At 39.9% G+C, this 12298-nt stretch carries 15 protein-coding genes; 9 read left to right on the top strand and 6 right to left on the bottom strand.

Annotated elements, in window-relative coordinates; translation table 11 throughout:
* Nucleotides 1–8 precede the first annotated feature (8 nt).
* Together LXL81_RS13775 and LXL81_RS13770 are read left to right on the top strand one after the other, a co-directional pair.
* On the top strand, nt 9–851 hold the full coding sequence (locus tag LXL81_RS13775; RefSeq protein ID WP_234647369.1) for an AraC family transcriptional regulator: 843 nt from the start codon (nt 9–11) through the stop codon (nt 849–851).
* Nucleotides 852–976: 125 nt separating this feature from the next.
* The gene (locus tag LXL81_RS13770; RefSeq protein ID WP_234647368.1) at nt 977–1309 is read left to right on the top strand and encodes a YegP family protein; all 333 of its coding nucleotides are present in this window, start codon (nt 977–979) and stop codon (nt 1307–1309) included.
* Nucleotides 1310–1508: 199 nt separating this feature from the next.
* Here the strand turns inward: LXL81_RS13770 and LXL81_RS13765 are convergent, their stop codons facing one another.
* Nucleotides 1509–2075 (bottom strand): cupin domain-containing protein, encoded by a 567-nt coding sequence (locus tag LXL81_RS13765; protein WP_234647367.1) that lies wholly within the window; start codon nt 2073–2075, stop codon nt 1509–1511.
* 267 nt (nt 2076–2342) lie between these two features.
* Between LXL81_RS13765 and LXL81_RS13760 the strand changes: the two genes are divergently transcribed.
* A complete protein-coding gene (locus LXL81_RS13760; protein ID WP_234647366.1) occupies nt 2343–2951 on the top strand; it encodes a hypothetical protein in 609 nt (202 codons plus the stop codon).
* Between the two features lie 116 nt (nt 2952–3067).
* The gene (locus LXL81_RS13755; RefSeq protein WP_234647365.1) at nt 3068–3685 is read left to right on the top strand and encodes an NAD(P)H-dependent oxidoreductase; all 618 of its coding nucleotides are present in this window, start codon (nt 3068–3070) and stop codon (nt 3683–3685) included.
* Nucleotides 3686–3716: 31 nt separating this feature from the next.
* Here the strand turns inward: LXL81_RS13755 and LXL81_RS13750 are convergent, their stop codons facing one another.
* A complete protein-coding gene (locus tag LXL81_RS13750; protein ID WP_234647364.1) occupies nt 3717–4397 on the bottom strand; it encodes a hypothetical protein in 681 nt (226 codons plus the stop codon).
* Between the two features lie 79 nt (nt 4398–4476).
* On the bottom strand, nt 4477–5058 hold the full coding sequence (locus LXL81_RS13745; protein ID WP_234647363.1) for a Crp/Fnr family transcriptional regulator: 582 nt from the start codon (nt 5056–5058) through the stop codon (nt 4477–4479).
* 221 nt (nt 5059–5279) lie between these two features.
* On the opposite strand from LXL81_RS13745, the gene LXL81_RS13740 reads away from it, so the two are divergent.
* From LXL81_RS13740 to LXL81_RS13730, 3 genes are all read left to right on the top strand, one after another.
* Nucleotides 5280–5891: a cupin domain-containing protein gene (locus LXL81_RS13740; protein WP_234647362.1), complete on the top strand. Its 612-nt coding sequence runs from the start codon at nt 5280–5282 to the stop codon at nt 5889–5891.
* A gap of 131 nt (nt 5892–6022) precedes the next feature.
* Complete coding sequence (locus LXL81_RS13735; RefSeq protein WP_234647361.1) at nt 6023–6250, top strand: hypothetical protein; 228 nt, start codon at nt 6023–6025, stop codon at nt 6248–6250.
* 128 nt (nt 6251–6378) lie between these two features.
* A complete protein-coding gene (locus LXL81_RS13730) occupies nt 6379–7152 on the top strand; it encodes a DNA-formamidopyrimidine glycosylase family protein (protein WP_234647360.1) in 774 nt (257 codons plus the stop codon).
* Nucleotides 7153–7174: 22 nt separating this feature from the next.
* Here LXL81_RS13730 and LXL81_RS13725 read toward each other — a convergent pair whose 3' ends face one another.
* Complete coding sequence (locus tag LXL81_RS13725; RefSeq protein WP_234647359.1) at nt 7175–7675, bottom strand: PPC domain-containing DNA-binding protein; 501 nt, start codon at nt 7673–7675, stop codon at nt 7175–7177.
* Nucleotides 7676–8058: 383 nt separating this feature from the next.
* On the opposite strand from LXL81_RS13725, the gene LXL81_RS13720 reads away from it, so the two are divergent.
* Nucleotides 8059–9099, top strand: a complete 1041-nt coding sequence (locus tag LXL81_RS13720) for a M4 family metallopeptidase (protein ID WP_234647358.1) — start codon at nt 8059–8061, stop codon at nt 9097–9099.
* A gap of 12 nt (nt 9100–9111) precedes the next feature.
* A complete protein-coding gene (locus LXL81_RS13715; protein WP_234647357.1) occupies nt 9112–9378 on the top strand; it encodes a hypothetical protein in 267 nt (88 codons plus the stop codon).
* 25 nt (nt 9379–9403) lie between these two features.
* Here LXL81_RS13715 and LXL81_RS13710 read toward each other — a convergent pair whose 3' ends face one another.
* Nucleotides 9404–11644 (bottom strand): transferrin receptor-like dimerization domain-containing protein, encoded by a 2241-nt coding sequence (locus LXL81_RS13710; RefSeq protein ID WP_234647356.1) that lies wholly within the window; start codon nt 11642–11644, stop codon nt 9404–9406.
* 105 nt (nt 11645–11749) lie between these two features.
* Nucleotides 11750–12139, bottom strand: coding sequence for a catalase-related domain-containing protein (locus LXL81_RS13705; RefSeq protein WP_234647355.1), 390 nt, complete (start codon nt 12137–12139; stop codon nt 11750–11752).
* Nucleotides 12140–12298: the final 159 nt, after the last annotated feature.

Below are 12298 nucleotides of genomic sequence, written 5' to 3'. Positions count from 1 at the left end.
AATTTATTATGAAACGATACATACTTCATACGCCTTTCAACATCTATCATTTTGAGGCGGAAAAGTGGATGCACTCGGTGCACAAACACACGTATTTCGAGATTATTTTTATTCTGAAAGGTAAGGGCGTTCATAATATCAACGGGAATACGTTCCGATATCAGGAAGGTGATGTTTTTCTTCTGGGCCCTGAAGATTTCCATGATTTTGAAATCGAAGACCTGACAGAATTCTGTTTTATACGTTTTAATGAGTTATTCAACAAAAATCATAAGGCAGAAAAGGATAGTCCCTGGCAGCAGATCAGGCAGGCTTTGCTGTATACATCTTCCCAAAGTAGAGGCTCCATTGTTGAAGATAAACCGGAAAAACAGAAACTTCATAGCCTGCTGACGATTCTGGAAGGAGAATATGAAAACCATCAATCGCCTTATTTCGAGATTGTTCGTGATAGTCTGATGCAAAGTATGATGGTGATCCTTGCCCGGAATTTGTTGGGGCAAACGCGGACGAAAGCTGTTTTAAAGGATTCTGTGGAACCCATACTGTTATACGTCAGGCAGCATATTTACAATCCGGCGGAACTGACGATGGAACATCTGGCTGAGGTTTTCAACTATGCGCCTGCCTATATCAGCATCTTTTTCAAAAAACAAACCGGCGAATCTTTAAAACAATACATCGTCAAACACAAAATCAAACTCATCGAAGCGCGGCTGCTTTATAGCCAGCTTTCACTTTCAGAAATAGCAGATGAATTTGGCTATACGGATGAGAGTCATTTTTGTAAACAGTTTAGAAAATATACAGGGAAGACGCCTACTGAGTTCAGGAAGATGGATGTTGTTTAGAATTACCGTGTTTTGCTACCTTCCATATATCTCAAAATATTCAAATTTGAGATATAATTTGCATTTTTTCAATCAAAACGTTTACTTACCACCGTAAAAAATTCTATACACAAAACCAGTTTATTATGGGCAAGTATGTGATAACCAAACGTGCAAATGGTGAGTTTCAGTTTAACTTAAAAGCGGACAATGGTCAGGTCATTCTGGCCAGCGAAGGATATAGTACCAAAAGTTCCTGCGAAAACGGAATAGAATCTGTCAAGAAAAATTCGCCAGACGAGGCGCGTTATGAAAAGAAAACTTCCACGAATGGCAAATACTTTTTCAGCCTGAAAGCCACCAACGGCCAGATCATCGGCAGCAGCGAAATGTATGAGAGCACATCAGGAAGAGATAACGGAATTGAGTCAGTGAAGAAAAATGGACCGGAGGGGATTGTTGATGATCAGACGGTTTAAAAATATTACTTTTCTGGAGACTCACGGGATTTAGTCTCGTGAGTTTTACGAATGGTTTTAATTGATTCTTGCTCATAAACCAGGCGATCAAATCATATTCTTTATTCAACGCATCTGCCGGTATGTGCAGCAACTTGCTGCCAACTTAATCATAACATCGTTATTTTCATACAGAGCATCAACTAAAATTTTATCCTAATCAATCAACCTTCAACCCAGGCCCGACAACCTGCATTTCATTCTCATTAAAAATCCTTATGATTTCCTCTTGTGCGGGTATATGATCCAAACCAGCCATGGTCACAAAGAAATTTTCAAGCTTGCCGGCAGGTTGTAATATAACAAGCATTTTACCCTTTTCTGAAACCTGTGTCCAGGCATGCGGGACTTTGCGGGGCAGAAAAATGCTGTCGCCAGTTTTCAAATCATACTTATCTTCTCCGACCTTGAAAATGTAGGAACCATCCATTACATAAAAAATCTCGTCCTGTAATGGATGTATGTGCAGCGGCGTGCCTCTGCCCTGCGAGAGCGATGTCTGTTCAAAAATCGCCAGATCTCCGTTGGTATCACTTCCGGATATTTTGACATCAAGCATGTTGGCGTTGACACCTTTTAGCTGAATATGTCCGTGAATTCTTCCTTCTCCCGATGGAATTTTAAAGCCTCTTTCACTTCTTGAAAAGACTCTTTTAACGTTGGCCCAGGCAATAGACGGCACTGAAAAAATTATAATCAATGCTGAAATAAAATTTCCCCTTTTCATAAATTTATTACTTTAAAAGTATTGATTAATAATGAGTTACATAATGTTTAACATTGAAAATGATACTAAAAATTACGAATAAGTTTTGATACAACCATAAAATCAGAGAGACAGTTAGTAACCGGAGATTTGGTTTTTTCAACAGTCTTCTCTTTTACTACACATCAAAGAAATATTAATACGACAACCTTGATCAAGAGCAGCAACAATGCAACACTAATACTCATTTAAACGAATACCTCCCTATATGAACCATTCAAGTCTTTCATGAAAAAATATCTTTTTTTGGTTTTCGCGGTGATACTGATCAATTCCTCTGTCCGGTCACAAGACGCCTATGATCGTACAAAAGCACTAACCAGTGAAGAGCTTTTTTTCAGGCAAAATGGCAATAAGAATATTACAGGACTTGCCGGCCAGAAATACCTGATCCTGGATTCTGCCCCACGTATCGGTAAATTTCGTCGCTATCGCTTTTTTCCCGGGGATCAGGTAAAGTTCAGGATGCATCATGAAGATATCCGGTTCAAATCGGCAATCGTCAGTATATCAGACTCGTCTTTCACCATCGCCAATGAAGCAACCGGTAAAATGGATTCCAGAGAAATTATGCTGAAAGATGTACGACTTATCAAAGTTTCCAAACGGATTCCCTTTGTCACAGAAGCATCCTATTACTTTCCGATTGCAGGCTTAATTTACATAGGTGCGGATTTTGCGAACAAAGGCGTGGATGACAAGCGTTTCACAAGCGATGCTTCCGCATTTATCGTTGGTGGTGCGCTAATGGCGGCAGGATTCGTTTGTTACAAACTTTCCTTTGCATCTATCAAAATAAATGACAGAAATAAACTGAAAGTGATGGAGACGTATTAAGTACTGTCAAAGTGGCTATTATTGCATCATAATTCTGATATCAACCCATGATTCATGTTATTTTTATAATGGATTCTGCCGCAGTAATTTTGTGTCATCAAAAAAGAGATATCAAAATGACTAAAATATTCATCATCAACGGAGGACAAAAATTTGGTCACTCGGGTGGACGGTTTAATGAAACCATTGCAAATACAACCAAAGAATTTTTCCTGCAACTGGAAGGATTCGAAGTTAAAACAACCAATATCAATCATGATTACGATCCCAAAGAAGAGGTTGACAAGTATAAGTGGGCGGATTTTGTAATATATCATACACCTGTCTGGTGGTTTCAGTTGCCCCACGGTTTCAAAAAATACATTGACGTAGTATTTACAGAAGGCCACAATAACGGGATTTATCACAGCGACGGCCGCTCGTCAAAAAATCCGGCGATCAATTATGGCACAGGAGGTATGTTAAAAGGAAAAAAATATATGGTAACCACTTCCTGGAATGCACCCAAAGAGGCCTTTACAATTCCCGGTGAATTTTTCAATGAAACCAGCGTAGACAATGGTCCGCTTTTTGGCTTCCACCGAATGAATGCATTTACAGGCATGACGCCTCTGAAAAGCATACATTTCCATGATGTCGAAAAAAACGCAGACATCGTGCGTGACATGCAGTTGTATAACGAGCATTTGGAAAAAGAATTCAGCATATCACCGGATTTGGAACTTGCTTTGTGATTGCCTGTCAGCCCCGGATCATTGCTCATGATCAGATCTTTTTCCCAAGCGAAATTCGTCTGATCATGGCAAGGTGCGAGAACAGTACCATTGGTACTAAAACTGATGGCAGAAATACAAAAGGAAACATCAGAATCCCAATATTTGGCTGATCAAAAGCGAAGTGCTGAAATGCACCGGGAACGGATAAAATCGCATTAATGGCAATATTGACCAGTAAGCCCAGACAGGCAAAATTCCACAGCAAAATTATTTTTCTGCTCAATTTTCTTTTTACAAAACCAAAATAAAAAATCACCGGTGCAGAAATACCTGAAATGATATCAAAATTCCGGCCTTCAAAAGTCATTAATTCTGGTACCAGTTTGTGCATAAAAAGCCAGAATAACGTCAGCTCAACGGGTAAACGGATAATATGGAACAATGTCAGCGATTTAGCATTCAGATTATCAACAAAGATTTTTCCTTTATTTGTCGAAAAAAGTATAATGGTCATAACCAAAGGCGGCATTAATAATAAACCAACTCTTGGTGGAAGCGTATTGGTAATTTTGTAAAAACCTGAAAAGCTAATAACCGTTTGTGCGATCATCCAGCTAACGACGATAACCAAAAATAGCGTTGAATGATTTGTAGCTTTGTAAAATAAAAACAGAGCTGCTGATACGGTAAGCCCAAAAACCAGATAGACGTAAATTGGTAGATTTTCCATTGCTTGATGATTTGTAGGACAAAGGAATAAATCAACACGCCGAATGTACTTGCCAAATGGCAAGAAATGGATTGCGCAACTATTTTTTCGAAAATTCGCGTCTTATTCTGCTCAGAGAAGTATCGGTAATCCCGAGATAGGAGGCAATGTATTTTAGCTGGGCATATTTAAAAATTTCCTTCTCCGTACTGATCAGATTTTCGTAACGCGCTTCCGCACTTTTATTGATCATACCCAACGTTCGTTGCTTAAACGCAACAAATTCTTTAACAAGCATCGCCCGTCCAAATTCCCGAAATTCAGGAATGGAGTGAAAGAGCATGTTCAGTTTTTCAAATGTGATGATGTAACCGGTACAGTCTGTCAGCGCCTGAATATTTTCAGTAGATACGGTATGCATGAAAAAGGACGCCGCTTCGAACACAACCCTGTTTTTGGTATAAAAGTAAGTTGTCACTTCATTGCCATCGGTATCGAAAGTGAAAGCTCTCATACAGCCATCCGCCAAAAAGAAATAGCTGTCACTGACATTTCCTTCTTTCAAAAAATATTCGTTTTTCCGGAAGGTTTTTTCTTCAAAATGCTCCGCTATGGCCGTCAGTGTATCATTTGACGCAGGAATGGTATTTTCAATAAAAACTGTCAGTGGCGATTTGTTCATCTTTTAACAACTGAAATTATGAAGAGCTATGCAATATAATTTAAAAGTGAGAAATCCAGGCTCCAGTTGCCAGGCCCGAACGATGTATAGTTCTATTGCGTTATATTTGTAGCAAATACTGTTATGTCGTCCTAGATTTTTGGAGAGGAAAAAATTCTTCTTTTCATTCCAAAATAAAAAACTCTGATACGTACTTAGCAGATTTAAGATCAAGCAATCAAATGAGCGAAGTTAGAGAGTTTATTGAGTCAGGAATATTGGAAATGTATGTCAGGGGAGACGCCAGTCCTGATGAAAATGCACTGGTGGAGCTGATGGCGACCAAATATCACGAAGTGAAGGAGGAACTTTATATCATTGAGGTTGCTCTGGAAAATTATGCCCTTAGCCAGGCAACAACGGTTGACCCGGTAATTAAGCCTTTTTTGATGGCCACTGTGGAATATATGGAGCGCATAGGCAAAGGTGAAAAGCCATCGTTTCCACCAAAACTTCATGCAAATTCTTTAATATCAGATTTTGAGGAATGGCTTAACAGACCCGATCTGGCACTTACCGAGCCTTTGGATGAAATTGACGCCCGCATTATCTGCGCAACACCGGAAAAAACGACGGCGATTGTCTGGATTAAAAACGGTGCTCCGCCTGAAATCCACAAGGATGAATACGAAACTTTTCTGATCGTAGAAGGCAGCTGTAATATTATTGTTGACGGTGAAGACAATCATCTCAAACCGGGAGATGTGTTTACCATACCCCTATACCTGTCTCATACCGTGATTGTTACTTCCGAAATTCCCTGCAAACTGATTCTTGAAAGACTTGCGGCCTGATAAAAATTAGTTTCCTATCTTCTGCTTACCTACTGCTGTACTTTAAAAACGCACCTTGGCTCTTGCCGCTTACTTAGCATATCTGGCATTATTTTTGAACCTTAATTTCCGTAACCATCAATTATAATACTATGGAAAATATAAGTATGCCCGCCGACCACACAGCACTTCGCTTTATCGATCAGGATGGTAACCGCCATGAGGGACATTACAGCAAAGTTTTACAATCTTTTGTTGATACGGAAGGAGGAAAAGATCCGGAGGATATCAATAATATTTATCAGGAATACAAAATCGTAGACTGGGAATATCTACATAAAAATAAAAATCCAGACTCTGATATTATGGTCATTTTATAAGAAAAGCTAATAGAAAAAATTCCGTTGCAGAAGTTAATATCTGTAACGGAATTTTCTTTTTTAATGGGTTACCAGGACGGCACGAAATTTGCCATCAGCATTCAAATTTATTCTCAAATCTGATTTTTATGCCGGAAGGACCATCCATTGTTATTCTAAAAGAAGCCGTTGAAGCCCTTCATATCAAAGGTCAGAATATTGATTACGCTGAGGGAAATAGCAATAAAATTGATATGGAACGGCTGATTGATAAGAAAATTATTGATATCAGATCCTGGGGAAAACACTTTCTGATTTGTTTTGAAGACTTTACCTTACGCATTCACTTTATGCTTTTTGGAAGTTATCTGATCAACGAAAAGAAAAAAACCACTCCACGGTTAACCCTTGAAATAAAAAACCACGAACTGAATTTTTACGCCTGCTCCGTCAAAATTCTGGAAGGGCCGGCGGGTAAAATCTATGATTGGGAAACCGATATTATGGCGGCGCAATGGAATCCCGAAAAGGCTTTGAAGAAATTAAAAGCTGCTCCAAAGATGTTTGCCTGCGATGCTTTGCTTGATCAGGATATTTTTGCAGGCTCAGGTAATATAATCAAAAATGAAGTTCTATTCAGAATCAGATTACACCCTTTGAGTATTTTGGGTGAAATTCCGGAAGCCAAACTTAAAGAAATGATAGCAGAAACCCGGAATTACAGCTTCGACTTTCTGGAATGGAAAAAGGAATTTACTTTGAAAAAACACTGGCTGGCCCACACTAAAAAGATTTGTCCGCGCTGTAATATACCATTTGCGAAAGAATATCTGGGTAAGTCTAAACGGAGAAGTTATTACTGCACCAATTGTCAGATTTTTTACGATAAGCCGGTAGTCGGGAAGAAGGTTTCTTTGTTATAATAAGGTAATTATAAACCCAACTTTAATTCCCAAGATTTAAAACATTGGCCCCCAGAGGTTCTTCCATGATTCTTTCGAGCTTTTTATCATGTGTTGTGACCAGGATTTCAACAGAACCTGTACTGACTGTTGCTGCCAGCATGTGCCCGCCAAATGCACGGAAGGTTTTGTCTGTAACAACGCCATGAATATGGAGCGATACCTTTTCTTTTTGCCAGGCAATGGATCCGCTCATGCCCGCCATTTCCACATCATTAAATTCTTTGGGGTCATATTCTTTCGTTTTTTGATTGAAGAATCCAAATTTCGCATTGACAAAACCCATTCCTGAAATATTAGCGGACTGGATCTTTTCAGTCTCAGCCAGCTTTTCAAGATTTTCAAACACATTATCATCTTGTCTTAAAACCATAAGATAACCGGTTGAAACTTTGATATATCGATTTGTCGTATCCATTTTCTGTGCACTTACGTTTCCCGGTAAAACCAGGAGCAATAGAAATAAAATAATTGGTGATTTCATCGTACAAATAATTTAAAGATGCGTTTGCCTGTAACTCCGCCCGTTGTAAAAATCATTCCTGATACCGGATTGCTTTAATCATTACGACTAAAAGATAGCATTGCTTCAACAAAAACCTTAAAAAATACCTCACGACAAGCTGGTAAAATAAGTCTGTATTACATCCATTTCCCGGTCAGTAACATGCGGTTTTATAATTAGGAAAAAGGAAAATGCTTATGTATTTTTAATAAAGAAAATCGCGGTAAGAAAGCAGAATGACAATGCGTTAATAGGCTGATTATCCGAGCTGAAAGTCCACTTCATTTTAAAACTAAAAACAAGCTTAAACCATGTGCCACCACAAATCACATCACCCTATCCAGTGCATTATTCCTCCATATATGAGCGATAAATTGCTGGATGAAGCGACCAAAAGTAAACTGCCAATGGCACTGAATACTGATCTGAGAAATTCAAGATTCAGGAGTGATCGTGCATTCTTTGCGAAACTTACGGAAACACAACGTGCCGCTTTAATACCTCCACCAAAGCAAGCTGCAAAACCGGTGATGAAAATGCAGGTTTATGACATGCAGCATGATACTGTGCTCAGTAAAGGAAAACTGGTATGGGCCAACGGAAAGGAAAAAAAGCCGATGGATGCTGATACTAAAAATGTGGTCGCAGCCGGAACTGCAACCTGGGATATGTATTTCCAAATCTTTGGCCGGAATTCTGTGGATAATCTGGGTATGGTTTTGAAACATTATATTCATTACGATAATAAATATGACAATGCGTTCTGGGACGGTCAGCGCATGGTTTATGGTGACGGAGACGGCAAAATCTTCGGCAGCTTTACAGCCGACCCGGACATTATCGGGCACGAACTGACTCATGGCGTCACCCAGTATGAATCCGGTCTGGAATATCATTTGCAAAGCGGTGCTTTGAATGAATCCGTTTCTGACGTTTTTGGTATCATGATCAAACAAAGGTTATTGAATCTGGATGTTAAAAAATCGAAATGGCTGATTGGAGAAAACGTTTTGAAAGGTGCCAAATATGCTTTGCGAAGTATGAAAGCGCCGGGAACAGGGTATGTTAACCATCCGGACCTGGGCACGGATCCGCAGCCTGCGACTTTTGATAAATTTGTCAATTTACCCGACACAGATCGCGGCGACTGGGGTGGCGTTCATATCAATTCCGGAATTACCAATTTTGCTTTTTACGTAACAGCTTTTAATTTAGGCGGTTATTCCTGGGAGAAGGCCGGGAGGATCTGGTATGCGGCTTTGACTGATACGCAAAATTTAAAATCAACCGCCAGCTTTGCCGATTTCAAAAATCTTACAATACAGAAAGGGGAACAATTGTTTGGTACGGGAAGTCTTGAAGCACAAGCGGTAAGAGACGGCTGGAATGCCGCAAAAGTATAAATCGTTTTTGTTATGGAAATTACATTGCAGCGTTTTGGTGGTATGATTCCCATGAAACAGGAGGCTACTGCGAAGGTAAGCTGGTCGGATCAGGAACTGGAACAATTGATCGGTCATATTTGCCGGGATGAAAAAAAAGAGCCCGAACATATGAATGAAATATGTCATTATCTGGCGGTGGACGGACGTGAAATTCCGGTAGACCTGAAAAAAGTGCCCCCCAAATATAAGGCTACATTTGAGGGGCTGAAGGCTGAATTAAAATATGTCCAATCGTAAGATAAACCCGGGAACAGTTCCGGGTTTATTTCATTAAAGCAGTTGCCTTATCAATTTCAGCAGTAAATGCTTTAAGCGCATCACTCACACGCATGATTCCCTGATCTGCCTCAGACCAGTTACGCTGTTCGATTGCTTCGCGGATCATCGGCAAAGTTTTCACACCATAACCTGTGTAAAATCCAGGCGCATAAATCTGGTGTTTATACCATGGACGTCTGGGCAAACCTTGCTCATTGATCAGAAAACGCTCTGATTTATATAAAATATCATTCAATTGTTTCAACTTATCTGCGGGCAAAGTTGTCATTTTGGCCGATGCGGAAGCATATGCAGAGGCACTTTTTTCCAAGAGCGTCAATGCGTTTTCCAACGGTGCAAAATTCAGGTAAGGTGCAACTTCCATCGGGATCGGCTTTACAAACGGCTCTTTCGGATCGGCAGTAATTTCAAAACGATTTTCAGAGATCATTTTATTCTGGTCTTCTGCTTTTGTTCTTACAGATTCAAGATCGCGTTTTATCTCCGTTGCATATGTTTGAACGGTATTTGAAAAATTACTGAAATCAAAAGGCAGAATTTCCGCATCTGCAAACCGCAAAACAGAACGTCCCATCATTTTGGCAAGTGCTACGCCGTAGGAAAAATCAGAATCTTTGAAACGCACATAATTATCATAGGAATCATAAATCGAATGATAATCGCCGCCTTCATCTTCACCACCAAACCCAAGGTTCAGCGAAGAAATACCTAAATGCTGTATAAATGGTGTAAAATCAGAACCGGAACCTAACGCTCCGATGCGCACGTCGCTGCGACTGCGGGTTTCTGCTTTTGAAGAAGCTGGTCCGTCTACAATCATTTTGGAACGAAGACGCTCGATAACACTTCCGCCTTTTTCAGGATCAGTTACACTTTGTCCAACCTGGTTAATAAATTTTTCCAGCGTATGCGATCCGCCAACGCCTAAAAAGCCACGTCCATTTCCATCCGTATTCAGATAAACAACCGTTTTTTCTGATACTATTTTTTTATACTTTTCAACCCACTCTGTCGAACCCAACAAACCTGGCTCTTCACCGTCCCACCAGCAATAAACAATTGTCCTCTTTGGCTTCCAGCCGGTTTTCATCAATTCTCCAAGCACACGTGCTTCTTCAAGTTCCGCTACTGCACCGCTCACAGGGTCACTCGCACCAAAAACCCAGGCATCATGATGGTTTCCTCGCACAACCCATTGATCAGGAAATTCTGTTCCTTTAATCGTGGCAATAACATTATAGGCCGGAACGATATCAAAATTAAATTCAAGTTTCAAATGCACTTTGGCAGGACCCGGACCGATGTGGTAGGTAATCGGCAAAGCACCACGCCATGACGCAGGAGCAACTTGTCCGCCCAATGCTTTTAACAAAGGCAATGCATCACCATAGGAAATAGGCAAAACCGGGATTTTCATCATACTCGGCGCGTCCTTAACCGACAAACGTTTGTTTTCTGCACTGGCCACAAAACCATTTGTAAGCGGATCACCCGGTGCGAGCGGCAAATCTACAACAGAACCGCGCTGCGCGCCTGCATCGTTTTTAAACGGACCTTTTGGGTAAACTTCACCCTGAAAATAACCATCTTCTTTTGGATCTGAGTATATAATACAACCAATGGCACCGTGTTCGTACGCTACTTTTGGTTTGATCCCACGCCAGGAATTACCATATTTTGCTATTACAATCTTTCCTTTTACATCGATTCCCAATTTGGCCAGTTCGTCATAATCTGCCGGGATTCCGTAATTGACATAAACCAGTTCGGCCGTCACGTCACCATCCGCTGAAAAAGCATGATAAGGCGGAAGTACATCTTTAGTTTGTCCGGACGTTGCATCTTCTTTCACAGAACGTTCTGTAAGAGAAGCCTTAAATTTTGTTGGTTCGGTTAATTCTACAATCCTGATCTTAGGTGTCGGGAACAAAACATGAACCGTATCCAGATGTGCCTCAAAACCCCAGGAAACTAATTTATCACGAAGGAAAAGTGCATTATTAAGTCCATATGCCGATCCTAACTGATGCGGATATGCGGTCATTCTTTTCATCCATTCCTGCAAATTTTTGGCTTGCAGTTGTTTGTCAAAGGAAGCTTCCAGATCAACTTCTTTTTTTGAAGATTCAGCCCCGAAACCCATCAAATTCTGAGCATAAACGGGACTCAGTAGAATCTGGGAAAAGAGCAGGACACGAATTGTTTTTCGGAAAATGTGATTCATAAAGAGAGCAAATTTTAGTCAGGTAGAAACAATAATCCTAATATAGTAATTATTGAAATCGAATATTTTCGACCTTCGTAAAGTCATAAATAACCTCCGTTTATTTCAACGTGACAATAAAAATGTCCCGACTTTAATTTTCATTCCATCAGCCACAGCCAGACCAAACTTTGTATCGATTTTGAAATAATGATGAAGCTGATCATGGATCATTTCCTCCTTTTGGGGATTTTGCATTCCCTTTAATGAGCAAACAATGTTACATACCAAATTCATTCTGTCTTCGTCAGACAACATTTCGCGATAAAAAAGACCTGGCAAATCATAGTCATCTTCATGTTCCGAAAAACTGGGTGAAGCATTCAAATTCATCAGCAAAGGCGATATTCCGATGGATTCTGAGGTTGCAGAAGATTTTGTATCTTTTAAAAATCCCTGCTTAAAACGGAATCCTTTTCCTAAATCAATATCCGATCTTTTTTTGTTGTTGCTCATGGCTAAGATTCTTTTAAGATTTTTAGATAAATTTTTCGCCCTATTCAAAAAATCATCCAGGGATAATTACAATGGAAGTAAATACCTGCTCTGTTTCCATTCATTGCACTACTGATTAATAGACAATTCAAAAGTACTAATCCCCTATTGTCCGAACCA

The sequence above is a fragment of the Dyadobacter sp. CY356 genome (assembly GCF_021440195.1).
Classification (GTDB): domain Bacteria; phylum Bacteroidota; class Bacteroidia; order Cytophagales; family Spirosomataceae; genus Dyadobacter.
This window is presented reverse-complemented; position numbering and strand designations above follow the sequence as displayed.

What these genes read in the sequence shown, in the direction of transcription:
- LXL81_RS13775 (WP_234647369.1), top strand. Translation starts at nt 9, where the DNA reads ATGAAACGATACATACTTCATACGCCTTTCAACATCTATCATTTTGAG.
- LXL81_RS13770 (WP_234647368.1), top strand. Translation starts at nt 977, where the DNA reads ATGGGCAAGTATGTGATAACCAAACGTGCAAATGGTGAGTTTCAGTTT.
- LXL81_RS13765 (WP_234647367.1), bottom strand. Translation starts at nt 2,075, where the DNA reads ATGAAAAGGGGAAATTTTATTTCAGCATTGATTATAATTTTTTCAGTG.
- LXL81_RS13760 (WP_234647366.1), top strand. Translation starts at nt 2,343, where the DNA reads ATGAAAAAATATCTTTTTTTGGTTTTCGCGGTGATACTGATCAATTCC.
- LXL81_RS13755 (WP_234647365.1), top strand. Translation starts at nt 3,068, where the DNA reads ATGACTAAAATATTCATCATCAACGGAGGACAAAAATTTGGTCACTCG.
- LXL81_RS13750 (WP_234647364.1), bottom strand. Translation starts at nt 4,397, where the DNA reads ATGGAAAATCTACCAATTTACGTCTATCTGGTTTTTGGGCTTACCGTA.
- LXL81_RS13745 (WP_234647363.1), bottom strand. Translation starts at nt 5,058, where the DNA reads ATGAACAAATCGCCACTGACAGTTTTTATTGAAAATACCATTCCTGCG.
- LXL81_RS13740 (WP_234647362.1), top strand. Translation starts at nt 5,280, where the DNA reads ATGAGCGAAGTTAGAGAGTTTATTGAGTCAGGAATATTGGAAATGTAT.
- LXL81_RS13735 (WP_234647361.1), top strand. Translation starts at nt 6,023, where the DNA reads ATGGAAAATATAAGTATGCCCGCCGACCACACAGCACTTCGCTTTATC.
- LXL81_RS13730 (WP_234647360.1), top strand. Translation starts at nt 6,379, where the DNA reads ATGCCGGAAGGACCATCCATTGTTATTCTAAAAGAAGCCGTTGAAGCC.
- LXL81_RS13725 (WP_234647359.1), bottom strand. Translation starts at nt 7,675, where the DNA reads ATGAAATCACCAATTATTTTATTTCTATTGCTCCTGGTTTTACCGGGA.
- LXL81_RS13720 (WP_234647358.1), top strand. Translation starts at nt 8,059, where the DNA reads ATGAGCGATAAATTGCTGGATGAAGCGACCAAAAGTAAACTGCCAATG.
- LXL81_RS13715 (WP_234647357.1), top strand. Translation starts at nt 9,112, where the DNA reads ATGGAAATTACATTGCAGCGTTTTGGTGGTATGATTCCCATGAAACAG.
- LXL81_RS13710 (WP_234647356.1), bottom strand. Translation starts at nt 11,644, where the DNA reads ATGAATCACATTTTCCGAAAAACAATTCGTGTCCTGCTCTTTTCCCAG.
- LXL81_RS13705 (WP_234647355.1), bottom strand. Translation starts at nt 12,139, where the DNA reads ATGAGCAACAACAAAAAAAGATCGGATATTGATTTAGGAAAAGGATTC.